Consider the following 14,254-nt stretch of genomic DNA (forward strand, 5'->3'; position numbering starts at 1 on the left):
CTTCGGCGCGTTTGATGGAGTCGATGGAGAGGTCGGCTTCGAGGTCGAGGTCGAGTTCGATGAGGTCGACCGGGTAGCCGGTGCGCTCACTGATCACCGCCAGGATCGCGTGCTGGAACTCGGCGATGCCCGGTCCGGCCGGGGCGGGGGCCGCGACGACGCCGCCGACCGCGGGAGAGACGGGCACGACGTCCGGGGTGACCGGCACGGGCCGGGCGATCGCCGGTGCGGTGGCCAGCGCCGTGCCGCCGTTCGACGTCGCCACGGCGGGCACCACGGCCGGGGCCACGGCGGGCCTCGGGGCCGGGGCCGGGGCGGGGGCGGGGGCCGGGGCCACGGTGGGCCGGGGAGCCGGGGCGGGCATCGCGGCCGGGGCCGCAGTGGGCGTCGGTGCCGGCCCGGCGGGCAGTGCCGTGTACCCCTCGACCCGGTACGTCTCGGTGGGCTGCCAGGCCGGCTGGCTTCCGGCGCCACCGGAGTCGCCGAGGAAGGCGAGCATCACGTCCCGCTGGGTAGCGATCATGTCCCGCGTGGTGCGCAGGTACTCACTGAGCAGCTCGCCCCGGATGTCCCGGACGGCCGCCGGTTCGGGGCCGCTGACGGTGCCGGTGGCGGTGCCGGGGGTGGTGGCGGTGCCGTTGGCAGGGGTCATCGACAACTCCTTGATCCGTCGGGGAGGGGTCATGCCACCGGGAAGGCAGTTGCCGTGCTGGTCCCGGACGAGTTGGCCGTCGACCGTCCAGAGCGGACGACGGGACGGTGCGGTGGTGCTGGCGTCGTCCGCGACCCGGCCGTGGAACAGCCAGTCGGGGCGGACCGGGAGGCCGGCGCAGGCGAGCTCGGCGACCGAGATCAGGAACCCGCGCAGGCCGTCGGCCGGGCCGCGTTCGCAGGCGACCGTCCGGTGCGGTCGGTCGCCGAGCACGGCCTGCACCAGCCGGGTGAGCACCTGGCCGGGGCCCACCTCGACGAAGAGGCGGGCGCCGGCGGCGTACATCGCCTCGATTTGTTCGACGAAGCGGACCGGTGCGCCGATCTGCTCGGCGAGGTGGTGGCGGACCTGGCCGGCGTCACCGGAGTACGGTGCGGCGGTCAGGTTCGACCAGACCGGGATGCGCGGTTCGGCGATCTGCCGGGCGGCGAGCACCTCGGCGAAGGTCTCCACCGCGCCGGCCACCACCGGGCTGTGGAAGGCACAGGCCACCGGGATGGCGCGGGCGGACAGGCCGGCCTCCTTGAGCGCGACCACCGCCGCCCGCACCTTCGCGGTCGGGCCGGAGACCACCACCTGCTGCGGGGCGTTGCGGTTGGCCAGCACCACCTCGCTGGTCAGGCCGGCCCCGGCGAGCGTCTGGGCGACCTGGTCGGCGGTCGCGTTGACCGCGGCCATGGTGCCCGGGTCCTCGCCGCACGCGCCGAGGATGGCCGCCGCCCGTTGCCGGCTCAGGTCGAGCAGGGTGGCCGCGTCGAACGCCCCGGCGACGCAGAGTCCGACGAGTTCGCCGTAGCTGTGGCCGGCGGTCATGTCGGGTCGGACCCCGAGTCGGCGCAGCAGGTGGTCCATGGCGAGGCCGCCGATGCCGAGCACCGGCTGGGCGATCCGGGTGTCGCGTACCCGGTCCTCCTGGGCGCGTCGGGACTCCTGGTCGAACGCGGTCGGCGGAAAGAGCAGCTCCGCTGCCGGCCGGTCGAGTTCGAGGTAGTGCCGCAGCTCGGGGAAGGCGACGAAGAGCTCCCCGAGCGCGCCGGGGCGTTGGCTGCCCTGGCCGGGGAAGAGGAACGCCACCTGACCGGGCCGGACCGGGTCGGCCCCGGCCGGCTGGACCAGGCCCTGGGCCGGGTCGTGCTCGCCGGCCAGGGCCCGACGCAGCAGCGTCTCCAGTTCGGTCAGGTCCCGGGCGACCACCGCGACGTGGGTCGTTCCGGGCCGGTTGGCGGCCTTGGCGGCGACCGACGCGGCCAGCTCGGCGAGCCGTCCCGGCCGGTTGCGACCCTCGTCGCCGGCCAGGTTCTCCAGCAGTTGCCGGATCGGTTGGTGGGCGGCGGCCCGGTCCGCGCCGCGGAAGCAGAACAGCTCCGCCGGCCAGATCCGTTGCGCGTGCCGGGGTTCCGGCGCGTTCGGGTACGCGCTGAGCACGACGTGGAAGTTGGTGCCGCCGAAGCCGAACGCGCTGACCCCGGCGATCCGCTCGGCGGCCGGCACCGGCCAGGGGCGGGCCTCGGTGAAGAACGCGAACGGGCTCTGCTGCGGGTGCCAGGCCGGGTTGGGCCGTTCCAGGTGGATGGTGGGGGGCCGGATGCCGTGGTAGAGGGCGAGGGTCGCCTTGATCAGCCCGGCCAGCCCGGCGGCGCACTTGGTGTGCCCGATCTGGGACTTCACCGAGCCGAGCGCGCAGCCGCCCGGTTCGGCGCCGGCCTCGACGAACATCCGGGTCAACGTCTCCAGTTCGGTGCGGTCGCCGACCACGGTGCCGGTGCCGTGCGCCTCCACCAGCCCCACCTCACGGGGGGAGATGCCGGTGCGGTGGTAGGCCCGGTCCAGGGCCCGCCGCTGGCCGTCGGGGCGCGGCGCGGTCAGGCCGAGGGCGCGTCCGTCGCTGGCCCCGCCGAGCCCCTTGACCACGCCGTAGATCCGGTCACCGTCGCGTTCGGCGTCGGCCAACCGCTTGAGTACGACGCAGGCGACCCCCTCGCCGAGGGCGATCCCGTCGCCGGTGCTGTCGAAGGGGCGGGACCGGCCGGTGGGGGAGAGCGCGTGCGCCGAGGTGAACATCAGGTAGTCGTTGACGCCGTTGTGCAGGTCGGCGCCACCGCAGATCATCAGGTCGCTGTCCCCGCTGACCAGTTCCTTGCAGGCGGCGTCCATCGCGGCCAGGGACGAGGCACAGGCCGCGTCGATGGTGTAGTTGGGCCCGCCCAGGTCGAGCCGGTTGGCGACCCGGCCGGCGATCACGTTGGCCAGCACGCCGGGGAAGCTGTCCTCGGTGACCGTGGGCAGCAGCTCCTGCATCTCCTCGGGCACCTCGCCGAGGTAGGCCGGGAGCATGGTGCGCAGGGTCTGCGCGTGCCCCATGTCGCTGCCGGCCTCCGCGCCGAACACCACGCCGGTGCGGGCGTGGTCCGCGCCCGGGGCGTCGTAGGCGTAGCCGGCGTCGACCAGCGCCCGGTGGGAGACCTCCAGGGCGAGCAGCTGGGTGGGGTCGATGCTGCTCAGCGCGGCCGGCGGAATGCCGTAGCCGATGGCGTCGAAGGGCACCGGCTCGATGAACCCGCCCCACTTGGAGACGCTGATCCGGCCGGTCTGCCCCGGCCCGACCTCGGGGGCGTAGTAGTGGTCGGTGTCCCAGCGGTCGGCCGGTACCTCGGTGACGGTGTCGGTGCCGCTGAGCACGGTACGCCAGAAGCTGTCCAGGTCGGGGGAGCCGGGCAGCATACAGGCCATCCCGACGATGGCGATGTCCAGCGGGGCCGGCGGCTGGTCGATCTCGGCGACCGGCGGCGCGAGCCGGGTCCGCAGCGCGTCGAGCCGGTCGCCGTGGAAGCCCCGTACCTCGGTGGTGACCGCGTCGTGCAGCTCGGCGACGGTGGTGGCGGTGTCGCGCAGCACGGCGACCTGGCCGGCCATGAACAACCCGTCACTGGCCTGGACGGTCTCGTCGACGGCCTCGACGACGTCGCCGGAGCGACGCAGGCCCTTGCTGGCGATCCGCAGCCGGCCGACGTTGAGCAGCTCCAGTTGCTCCCACACCTCGCGGTTCTCCACCCCGGCACCCTCCAGTTGGGTGCGCAGCTGGTGGAAGTCGTCGACGAACGGGGTGTGCAGGCAACGGGTGGCGTGCCCGGGGGCGGTCTCCAGCAGCGCGGTGTGCTCGGCGGTGAGCGCCTCGCGTTGGAACAGCGGCTGGACCGCGCCGTAGGTCACCGCCTCGGCGGTGAACAGGTACGCCGTGCCCATCAGCACGCCGACCTGGGCGCCCCGGCGGGCCAGCGGCGCGGCCATCGTGGCGACCATCGCCGCGGAGCGGGCGTCGTGGACCCCACCGGCGAAGAAGATCTGCAGCTGCGCGCCGGCAGCGGGATCGGTGTCGAGGTATTCGTCGAGCACCGCCAGTTGGGCCTCCCACAGCGGGAAGCTCGCCCGGGGACCGACGTGTCCGCCGCACTCGGCGCCCTCGAAGATGAACTTGCGGGCGCCGGAGCGCAGGAACTGGCGCAGCAGGCCGGGGGAGGGCACGTGCAGGAAGGTGCTGATCCCCTGCTCCTCCAGGGCGCGGGCCTGCGGTGGCCGGCCACCGGCGATGATCGCGCAGGCGGGGCGGATGTCGCGGATGACGTCCAGTTGCGCGGCGCGCAGCTCCTCGGGGGCGAAGCCGAGCACCCCGACGCCCCAGGGCCGGTCGCCGAGCCGTTCGGCGGTCTCGGTGAGTATCCGGCGGCACTGGTCGGCCGAGTTCAGGGCGAGCGCGATGAACGGCAGCGCGCCACCGTCGGCGACGGCCGCGGCGAAGGACGCCTCGTCGCTGACCCGGGTCATCGGGCCCTGGGCGACCGGCACCCGTACCCCGAGGGTCGCCGCGAGGGGAGCGCCGGGCTGGAGCAGGTCGGCGGCGTCCGGACCGTCGACGGCGTCGAGCATGGCCGCGCGCATTCCCCGGACGGCGGCGGCGGTGTCCGGCCAGCGGGCGGCGAAGGCGCCGGCCAGCCAACCGTCCTGGCCGACGGGCAACAGCTCGGCGTCTGCCTCGTGTGGGCCGCCCCGGCGGATGCCCCGCACCCCGTCGCGCAGGAGGGTCTCCGAGCCGTCCATCCGCCGGATCACCGCCTGGACGTCCGCCGGCAGCTCCGACTCGGGCATCAGGGCGAGCTGGGTGTCCAGGACGACGCCGGCCGCACCGCCGACCAGGCAGGCACCGGCGGTGCGGGGGCCGATTCCGCCGGCCACCCAGACCGGCAGGTCGAGGGTGTCGTCGGCGACGAGCTGCTGGAGCAGGACGAAGGAGCTGAGTTCGCCGACCCGGCCGCCGGCCTCCATGCCGCGGGCGATCAGGCCGTGTGCCCCGGCCGCCGCCGCAGCGCGCGCCTCGGCCCGGCTGGTCACCTCCACGAGCACCCGGTGGTGCGGGGTGATCTCGGCCAGTGGCCACGGGCTCGTCGGCTCGACCACGACCAGGTCCACCCGGCCGGCCGCGGCGCGCTCCACCTCGGCGGGGGTGGCCCGGCAGTTCGCCGGCACCCGGATGCCGACCGGGGTGGGGGACCAACTGGCGGCGCGGGTGAGCGCCCGCAGCGCCCAGTCGTCGCCGGTGGCCAGGTCGATGATGCCCCGCCCCCCACCGGCGGCGGTGGCGGCCGTGATCCGTGGGCCGGGTTCCAGGACGCCTACAGGATTGACGACCAGGATCAGGTCACGCGTGTACGGTGCGCTACTCATCGGGCTCCCACTTCGGTCGCGAAGGATCGCGTGGTGACGGGGGGGATCTGCCGGCCGATCGCCGGCGAGCGTGGTTCTGATTTGCGGCAGTCAATGTCGCACTGAGTCACAATCTAGAGTCTCCCAGTTACGCCCCGGTTAAATCCAACCATCCAGGCCGCTTGGCTGAAGATTTCCTACCAAGGCGACCGGATATGCCGTTGGGGTAACCAGGCAAAAGGTTCATCGATGCGTCGACCCTGTCACCAGATCGTGTCATCGTGGGTTACCCGTTCATTTTCAGCTTTATTTCCAAACTGTTTTCTGTTGGCCGGGAAGTCCCTGGTGGTGGAGATCAACTCTTGCATCGTCTCACCATGTGGAACGGGTCTTGCCATAGATTGCGGTGAACATCAAGGATCCGTATCGGCATTGATGCCGGCATTACCCATCGATTAGCTGTGGCATTCGTGAGGCGAGGTGGGATTGGTTTTTGATCATCAGATTCCCTGGTGGGGCGGGGTGAAATTACTCTCTGTGTCCCTGTCTCGCCCATCGTTGCCGACCTCGGCGGTGACTGTCGGCGAGGTGAAGACGCCCTGGAGGCGTCGCCGGTGACGGCTCTGGGCTGGTCAAACTCCGACCTCTGACGACGGCCGACGTGCTCACTTAACGAGCGTTTCACGCGCTGCGTGTCGGGTGGTCGAGCGCTCCAGGGCCGGACGATCTGCGTGCTGATTTCTCCAGCAGCACCACACTCTGCACGGGCTCCGACCAGGCGGGACGGTCAACACCGGCATGGTGGTCCACCCCGGCGGAGCTGCCTTCCCCATTCACCTTCCGGATCGGTGGTAATTGTGCGTAGCCTGCTTCTTCTTGCCCTCGTCGGCCTCGGTGCACAACTGGTCGACGGCAGCCTCGGGATGGCCTACGGTGTGACATCCACAACATTGTTGCTGGCCCTCAACACCGGAGCCGCCAGCGCTTCGGCAACCGTTCATCTGGCCGAGATCGGCACCACCCTGGTCTCGGGCGCCGCGCACTGGCGGTTCGGCAACGTCGACTGGACGGTGGTCCGCCGGGTCGGTGTGCCGGGCGCCCTGGGCGCGTTCGCCGGTGCGACCTTCCTGTCCCGCCTCTCCACCGAGGCCGCGGCCCCGATCATGTCGCTGATCCTGTTCACCCTCGGCCTGTACGTGCTGATCCGGTTCACCGTCTCCGGGCTGCCCCGGGAGCGCGTCGGGCTGCCCCTGCGCAAGCGCTTCCTCGGGCCGCTGGGGCTCGTCGCGGGCTTCGTCGACGCCACCGGCGGTGGTGGCTGGGGGCCGGTCGGCACACCCGCGATCCTGGCCAGCGGCCGGTTGGAACCCCGCCGGGTGATCGGATCGATCGACACCAGCGAGTTCCTGGTGGCGGTCGCCGCCAGCCTGGGGTTCCTGGTCGGCATCGGCTCGGAGAACATCAACTTCGGCTGGGTGGGCGCGCTGCTGCTCGGCGGCATGATCGCCGCGCCCATCGCCGCCTGGCTGGTACGGCTGGTCCCGCCCCGGATCCTCGGCTCCGCCGTCGGCGGGGTCATCGTGCTGACCAACACCCGGACCCTGCTGCGCAGCGACTGGATCGCCGCCCCGGCCGCCGCCCAGTACATCTGCTACCTGATCGTCGCCCTGGTCTGGGTGGCGGCGGTGACCTGGTCGACGCGCCGACACCTGGCCGACCGGCAGGTCGCGCCGGTCGCCGTCGCCCGCGAGGGCGGCTCCGGGGAACCGGCCACCGCGCCGAGCTGATCGGGGGCGGCCCGGCAGCTCACCACCGACCTGGTGGGGCCGGCAGGCTGGTGGGGTCGGCAGGACTGGTGCGCGAGGACGCTCGGCGTGGTGTGCTGCAATGGCGTCCATGATTCGACAACGCGTTCTCGCCACCCTTCTGTTGCTGATCGCGTTCGTGGCGTTGGTGCTGTCCCGCACCTTCCCGTTCCTGGACGATCTCTCCGGGCTGGCGGAGACGGCGATCGCCGTCGCGGGCGCGGCCTTCGGGCTGGCGGGGGTGTGGCTCTGGCTGCGCGGGGGGTCGGAGGCGTCCGTAGCGGACTCGGCCGGGGACGACGGCAACCGCTGACCGGGGCCGGACCGGCCCCGGTGGACGGTGGCGGACCGTGTCGCCCGGCCGGGTCCGGGCGTCCGGCGACGTCGCGAGCGCCGTCCGGCTACCCTCGCCGCCGTGGACGCAGTGGAGATCGAAGCACCAGTTGTCGCAGTCACCGTCTACCCGGACCGGGCCCGGGTCACCCGCCGGGGCAACGTCCGGTTGGCCGCCGGTGAGCACCGGGTACGCATCGCACCGTTGCCGCTGGGCCTGCGGCGGGACTCGCTGCGGGTCGGCGGCGGGGGTGCGGCCACCGTGCTGGGTGTGGACGTGGCCACGTGGCGGCGGGCCCGCAGCGTCGACGGCCAGGTCCGCGAGCGGGAACAACGGGCCCGGGAGTTGGCCGACGAACTGGCCGAGGTGGACGACGCGGCCGAGGTCGAGACACAGCGGCGGCAGTTCCTCGCCCGGCTGGCCGACCGGGCCGGTGGCACCTACGCCCGCACGCTGGCCGCCGGTGAGACCGGCCCGGCCGACGTGGCCACCTTCGCCGACTCGGTGGCTGCCCAACTCGCCGACTCGCACCGCCGTCGGCGCGGCCTGGCCCGGCGGCGGACCGACCTGACCGAGGAGTCGGCTGCCCTCGAGCGGCAGTTGGCCGCCGTGAACGGCAAGCGGGAACCGGACCGGCTGGCCGCCGAGGTGACCGTTGCGGTGGAGACGGACGACGCCGTGCTGGACCTGGAGCTGACCTACCTGGTCGACGGGGCCCGCTGGCAGTCCTCCTACGACCTGCGGCTGGTCGACGACGCGATGACGGTCACCTGGTTCGGGCTGGTCACCCAGGACACCGGCGAGGACTGGCCGGAGTGCGTCCTCCAGCTCTCGACCGCGCGACCGGCGGCGGTTGCCGGCGTACCCGAGCTGTCGCCCTGGTATCTCGACCGGGTCCGGCCGACACCCGCGATGGCGGCCCTGCCGGCGGCGAGCTTCGGCGCACCGCCGCCTCCGGCGCCGGGCGCGGCGGCCGGCGGTGGCATGGCCCGCTCCGCCGCTCCGCGCCCGAGCATGCGGGAGAGCGTGGCCGCCGTCGAGCAGGGGGTCACCGCGGCGACCTACCGACCGTCCCGCCCGGTGGCGGTGCCTGCCGACGGCAGCGCGTACCGGGCCGTCATCGCGGTGCTGGACCTGCCGGTCCGGCTGGATCACGTGACCGTGCCGCTCCGGGTGCCCGAGGCGCACCTGCGGGCGACGGTGCGCAACACCTCGGCACACACGCTGCTCCCCGGCCCGGCGGCGGTCTTCCACGGCGCCGACTTCGTCGCCGCCACCCGGCTGCCGGTGTGGGCGCCCGGCGAGGAGACCGAACTGGCGCTCGGGGTGGACGACCGGGTGCGGGTGGAGCGGAAGCTGGGTCGGCGTGCCGACACCCGGGCCACCCTCGGCTCGACCCGGCGACGCGATGTGGAGTACCGGATCAGCGTGGGTAACCACACGCCCCGGCCGACGACCGTGGAGGTGCGCGACCAGCTCCCGGTCTCCCGTGACGAGGCGGTGGTCGTCCGGGAGTCCACCGTCGTCCCACCACCGGACGAGCGGACCGAGTTGGGCGAACTGACCTGGCGGCTGCGGCTCGCCCCGGGGGAGACCGGCGAGGTCACCATGGGCTTCCGGGTCGAGCTCGGCAAGGGGGTCGAGCTGGCCGGCTGGCGGGAGTGACCGGACCCTCCCGCGCGGCGGTGACGACCGCCACCGGTCCCCCGCCCGCCGATGGGCGGTGGGTGGGGGACCGGTCCGGCAGGTGCGGCAGCCGGGCGCGGCCGGCTCAGTCCGCGGTGGACACCCCGAGGGTGGCGACGGACGGGTGGGGCCGGCCCTCGTCGTCGTCGACCGCCACGGCGAGGCCACCGGTGGCACCCGGCCCGGTCGGGGTGACCACCCGCAGGGTCGGGCCGCCGTCGACCCGGGCGACGGTCTCGCCGTCGCGTACGGTGACCGCGACGCGGTGGGTCGCGGCCGGCGCGAGCGCGGCCTCGGCGACCACCCGGCCGTCGCGGAGCAGGGCCAGCCGGCCGTACGCCACCCGTACCGAGACCGGAGCGTCGCCGTTGACCCCGACCACCAGGGTGACGGTGCCGCCGTCGGCCCGCAGCCCGCGCAACGTGGCCTCGGCCGTGTAGCCGGTCCAGTCGGCGCTGGCGTAGGCGAGCAGCGTGCCGTAGGCGCGGCGTGGGCTGGTGGCGGTGAACCGGCCGGCGGTCAGCGGGGACAGGTCGGTCATCGGCTCGCCGTGCTGGTCGCGCCAGTCCCAGGCGCGGGCGAACGGGTCGGTCACCTCGGCGGGCACGGCCGTCCGCTCGACGACCGCGCTGACCAGTTCGGCGGCGCTGGTCGTGGCGTACACCTCGGCCCGTTCGACCTGCCCGCCCGCCGCCGATCGGCGGCTGGTCGGGTCCGGGGCGAGCGACTTGTTGGTCAGCGCGCCGACGAACCGTGCGGCGATCAGGTCACGGCTGAACGCGGCGGCCTCCGGATCGGTCGTCGCGTCGCCGATCTCGGAGAAGGGGTACGCGAACAGCTGCGGCCGGGGCAGATCGTGGGCGGCGAACGCGGCGAACATCGCGTCGAAGTCGGCGGTCAGCCGCTGCTCGTAGGCGGCCAGGCTCTCCTGGGCACCGGTGGTCGGCTCCCACCGACGGTGCGTCAGGGGAGAGCCGAGCTGCCCCGGTGCGGTCTGTACCCGGGTGTGCAGGTCGTGGGTGTGCGCCTGGAAGCTCCACCGCCCCGAGCGGGCCATCCGGTTGACCTCCGCCCAGCTCAGGTAGTACGGCCGATGCTCGCCCACCTGGGCGGTGATCAGGAAGGCGGCCGCCACCATGTCGTGGCGTTCCAGGATCTTGTCGGCGTACGACCACAGCCCGCGGGTGCCGTCGTCGAAGGTCAGGTAGACCGAGCGGGCCGGGACCGCGCCGCCGCGGAGGTAGTCGACGTACTGCGCCGAGGAGATCGTCCGGTAACCCGCCGCGCGGAGGGCGGTGAGCTGGGCGTCGAACTCCTCCGGCGTGACCACGTAGTGCTCCCGGCCACCCGGTGCGGTCTCGGCCGGGTCGTCGCCGTGCGGCCGGATGTCGTGGTAGGCCACCACCACCGGGGCGGCCTGTGCCGGTAGCTGCCCGGCCAACTCGGTCCACCGTTGCAGGTCGGCCGGGTCGACCCGGGTGACCGCGGTGTCCCGCTGCCCGCTGACGTGCCGCCGCAGGTCGGCGAGGTACCAGGACACCCCGAAGGGCGCCGCCACCACCAGCAGGGTGACCAGCGAGAGCAGCGCCCCGAGCGAGCGGGGCCAGATGAGCCTCATCGGAGCACCTCGCCCCGGGAGAACACCACGGCGTAGAGCAGCACCAGCGCCACCACCCCGCCGAGGGTGAGCGCCACCCGGGCCAGCCGGGTCAACAGCCGCCGGCCCGCGTTCACACCGTGCTCCGGGACCAGACGCCGCGCCGGATCGTGTTCACCGAGTAGGGCAGCAGCCAGGAGAGCACGGTGGCGGAGAGCACGCTCATCAGCGGCCGGTACGCCCAGCGCGGATCTCCCGGGTTGTCCAGCCGGTACGCCAGCCCCCAGGCGGTGCCCTTGAGCAGCACCCCGCAGAGGTAGAGCAGCGGAACGGCCCACCAACCGCGAAGCGGTGCCAGGACCAGGTGGGAGAGGGCCATCGCCGGGGCCAGCGCGACCCAGAGCGCGTGTCCGTAGTAGAGCGCGGCCGGGCCGGGCCCGCGCCGCCACATGAAGGTGCCGGTGAAGAAGAGGTTCCGGACGTAACTCTTCTTCCAGCGGGTCTGCTGGCGCAGGAACGGCCGCAGCCGGGCCGGCACGGTGGTCCACACCCGGGCCGAGCGGACGTAGCCGACCCGCCAGGCGCGGGGCGGGTGGTCCTCGTCGCGGACGAACGGCGAGTCGGCGAAGCGCCGCTTGAGCCGGTCGCCGATCCAGCGTTGTCCGAGGACGTAGCCGGTGAGCTGCCGGTCGGTGGCGAAGCGGAACTCGCCGCCGAGGAACCGGTCCGCCGCCCAGGCGGGCAGGTAGTTGATCACCGCGTCCCGCCGGAACACCGCCAGCGGGCCGGAGACGCAGGTGACCGCGCCGAACGACGCCTCGGCCGCCTTGGAGACCCGGAACTGGCCCTCGTACCAGACGTCCTGCACCCGGGTGAGCAGCGACTCGTCGGGGTTGAGCGCCCGAGCGTGCCCGCTGACCGCACCGAGGTCCGGTTGCCGCAACAGGGCCTCGACACAGCGGCCCAGCGCGTCCGGGGCGAGGACGCAGTCGGAGTCGGTGAAGGCGAGCACCTCGCCGGTGGCGTGCCGGGCACCCTGCACCAGGGCGCGCTTCTTGCCGACGTTGCGGGGCAGGTGCAGCACGGTGACCGGGAGTTGGGTGGCGAGCCGGTCCAGCACCTCGGCGGTGCCGTCGGTGGAGCCGTCGTCGACCACGATCACCTGCAACGGCCGGTACGCGCTGTCGGTCATCGAGCGCACGCACGCCTCGATCCCGTCCACCTCGTCCTTGACCGCCACCAGCAGGCTGACCCGGGGGGCCGGCGGCAGGGGCGGGAACGCGGCGGCGTGCCGGGTCTGCGGCGGAGCCTCGCTGGGATCCACGTAGCGGGCGTAGGCCAGGTAGAACACGGCGACGGTGGCGGTGAGCACGGCGAAGCCGTAGTACGCCAACAGCGGTGCGTACGGCAGCTGGGGCAGCTGCCGGGCCAGCAGGGCGACCAGCGGGAGCAGCGCGAGCACGGTGAGCAGCCGGCGCAGGCCGCGCCGGACCGGTGGGGGCACCGGCATCTCAGACGACCTCCCGCCGGGGCAGGCCGGTCAGCCGGTAGGTGGCGTCGAGCACCATGGGCTGCCCGCGCAGCCACGACTCGTCCAGGTCGGCCTGGGCGGTGTGCACGACCACCAGGTCCCACTCCTGGTCGGTGTGGTCGGTGCGGCGGTGCAGGGTTCCGCCGTCGGGCGTGCGGACCGACGCGACGAGGTCGTCGACGAAGCTGACGTCCGCGCCGGCCCGGACCAGCTCGCCGATGATCTCCAACGCCGGTGACTCCCGGACGTCGGCGACCCCGGGCTTGTACGTCACCCCGACCAGCAGCACCCGCGCCCCGAGCAGGGGACGACCGGCCCCGGCGAGCAGGTCCCGGATCCGTTCGACGACGTGGCGGGGACGGGCGGCGATACCCCGCATCGCGGTCTCGATCAGCGGTGCCTCGCGGCGCTGGCCGCGCAGCTGCCAGAGCAGGTAGTGCGGGTCGCAGGGGATGCAGTGCCCGCCGACACCGGGGCCGGGTTGGAAGGCCATGAACCCGTACGGCTTGGTGTCCGCCCCGTCGATCACCTCGGTGACGTCCAGGCGCAGTTCCCGGCACAGGTCGGCGAACTCGTTGGCCAGGGCGATGTTCACCGCCCGGAAGGTGTTCTCCAGCAGCTTGGTCATCTCGGCGGCCTCGGGTGAGCCGAGCCGGTGCACCCGGGGGGAGATCCGGGACAGCGCGGCGGCGGCCCGCGCGGTGCAGTCGGGGGTGGTCCCGCCGACGACCCGGGGGGTCAGCTCCTGACGGTGCCGGTCGTTGCCGGGGTCGACCCGCTCCGGGGCGAAGGCCACCCACACCTCCTGCCCGACCCGCAGGCCACGGGCGGCCAACGGCTCGACCAGCAGTTCGCGGGTGGTACCGACGTAGCTGGTCGAGGTGAGCACGATGGTCTGACCGGGGCGGGCGTGGGCGACCACCGCCGCGCAGGCGGCCCGCAGCGCGGTGAGGTCCGGGGCGAGGTGGCGGTCCACCGGCGTGGGCACGCAGACCAGCACCGTGTCGGCGTCGGCGATCTCGCTGATCGAGGTGGTGAGCCGCAGGGCGGGATCGGTGGCCCCCAGCGTCTCGCGCAGCCGGTCGTGGTCGACGTCGAGCAGGTCGGCCCGGCCGTCCCGGATGACGTCGAGCCGGGCCGGGTCGATGTCCACGCCGATCACCCGGGACCCGCTGGCGACCAGGGCCAGGCTGGTCGGCAGGCCGACGTACCCGAGGCCGACCACGGCGGTGCGCGCGCCGGGGGCGGTGGAGACGCCGGGGGCGGTGGCGGGCTCCGTCGAGGTGGACGGGGATGCCGGGGCGACGGTGGGGAGATCGGACCGGGCGGCGGCGGGCAGGAGCTGCGACATGGTCGGGGACCCTCACGGAAGGTGAATGGTGATGGCCCAAGAGTGCGGACTCCGCTGCCCGCCGGCCGTCCCACGAACAGTCGGCCAGTAGACGAAATGCTACGGTCCGTGACCAGCCGTTCGGTCATTCTTCTCGGGCCGGAACCACCCAAAGGCGAAGTTGTGGCGATAATGCGTCACTCTTGGTAGTCGCGGTGGAATCACTGGCCACGTTTGTCCCAGCGTCACCACGACCCGGCTTCGAGTAAGAATCATCACTGGCCGTGAGCAGTTCAGGTGTGCTCGGCCGCCCTTGGCCGGTGCGGCGCAGCCGGTGGCCCCCAGTCGGTGCGACGTCGCTGGCGGCCTCTCGGACCTGCGCTTGGGGCCGCGCCATCGCCGTGCCGTCGGCGCCGGCTGGTGATCCTCCGGACCCGTTCGGCGCTACGTCGATCGTCACTGAGAGTAACGATCCGCGCGATCCTGGCCGGCTCACATCGTGGCGCGACGGCGCATTGTTGTCACCCGTCCGGGCTAACCTCCGGTGTCTTCTCCCGTCGA

Annotated in this window: 7 protein-coding genes; 3 read left to right on the top strand and 4 right to left on the bottom strand. The window is 73.4% G+C overall.

The window, feature by feature from the left end:
• Nucleotides 1-5,431 (bottom strand): beta-ketoacyl synthase N-terminal-like domain-containing protein (locus ACIG87_RS04450; RefSeq protein ID WP_396848102.1); only part of this gene is annotated, 5,431 nt, incomplete at its 3' end.
• Between the two features lie 836 nt (nucleotides 5,432-6,267).
• Here ACIG87_RS04450 and ACIG87_RS04455 point away from each other — a divergent pair.
• The 3 genes from ACIG87_RS04455 (at nucleotide 6,268) to ACIG87_RS04465 (ending at nucleotide 9,214) form a co-directional block, all read left to right on the top strand.
• Nucleotides 6,268-7,197 carry a sulfite exporter TauE/SafE family protein gene (locus ACIG87_RS04455; protein ID WP_396848104.1) on the top strand — a complete coding sequence of 310 codons (930 nt, stop codon included), beginning with the start codon at nucleotides 6,268-6,270 and terminating at the stop codon, nucleotides 7,195-7,197.
• 109 nt (nucleotides 7,198-7,306) lie between these two features.
• A complete protein-coding gene (locus ACIG87_RS04460) occupies nucleotides 7,307-7,528 on the top strand; it encodes a hypothetical protein (protein ID WP_396848106.1) in 222 nt (73 codons plus the stop codon).
• Between the two features lie 102 nt (nucleotides 7,529-7,630).
• The gene (locus ACIG87_RS04465) at nucleotides 7,631-9,214 is read left to right on the top strand and encodes a DUF4139 domain-containing protein (RefSeq protein ID WP_396848108.1); all 1,584 of its coding nucleotides are present in this window, start codon (nucleotides 7,631-7,633) and stop codon (nucleotides 9,212-9,214) included.
• 106 nt (nucleotides 9,215-9,320) lie between these two features.
• Here the strand turns inward: ACIG87_RS04465 and ACIG87_RS04470 are convergent, their stop codons facing one another.
• The 3 genes from ACIG87_RS04470 to ACIG87_RS04480 form a co-directional block, all read right to left on the bottom strand.
• Entirely contained in the window at nucleotides 9,321-10,853 is a 1,533-nt protein-coding gene (locus ACIG87_RS04470) for a polysaccharide deacetylase family protein (protein WP_396848110.1), read from the bottom strand.
• 112 nt (nucleotides 10,854-10,965) lie between these two features.
• Nucleotides 10,966-12,342: a glycosyltransferase gene (locus ACIG87_RS04475; protein WP_396848111.1), complete on the bottom strand. Its 1,377-nt coding sequence runs from the start codon at nucleotides 12,340-12,342 to the stop codon at nucleotides 10,966-10,968.
• Between the two features lies 1 nt (nucleotide 12,343).
• Nucleotides 12,344-13,714, bottom strand: coding sequence for a nucleotide sugar dehydrogenase (locus ACIG87_RS04480; RefSeq protein ID WP_396848113.1), 1,371 nt, complete (start codon nucleotides 13,712-13,714; stop codon nucleotides 12,344-12,346).
• Nucleotides 13,715-14,254 lie beyond the last annotated feature (540 nt).

The sequence above is a fragment of the Micromonospora sp. NPDC051925 genome, from assembly GCF_044548625.1.
Classification (GTDB): Bacteria; Actinomycetota; Actinomycetes; order Mycobacteriales; family Micromonosporaceae; genus Micromonospora.

What these genes read in the sequence shown, in the direction of transcription:
- ACIG87_RS04475 (WP_396848111.1), bottom strand. Translation starts at nt 12,342, where the DNA reads ATGCCGGTGCCCCCACCGGTCCGGCGCGGCCTGCGCCGGCTGCTCACC.
- ACIG87_RS04480 (WP_396848113.1), bottom strand. Translation starts at nt 13,714, where the DNA reads ATGTCGCAGCTCCTGCCCGCCGCCGCCCGGTCCGATCTCCCCACCGTC.
- ACIG87_RS04470 (WP_396848110.1), bottom strand. Translation starts at nt 10,853, where the DNA reads ATGAGGCTCATCTGGCCCCGCTCGCTCGGGGCGCTGCTCTCGCTGGTC.
- ACIG87_RS04460 (WP_396848106.1), top strand. Translation starts at nt 7,307, where the DNA reads ATGATTCGACAACGCGTTCTCGCCACCCTTCTGTTGCTGATCGCGTTC.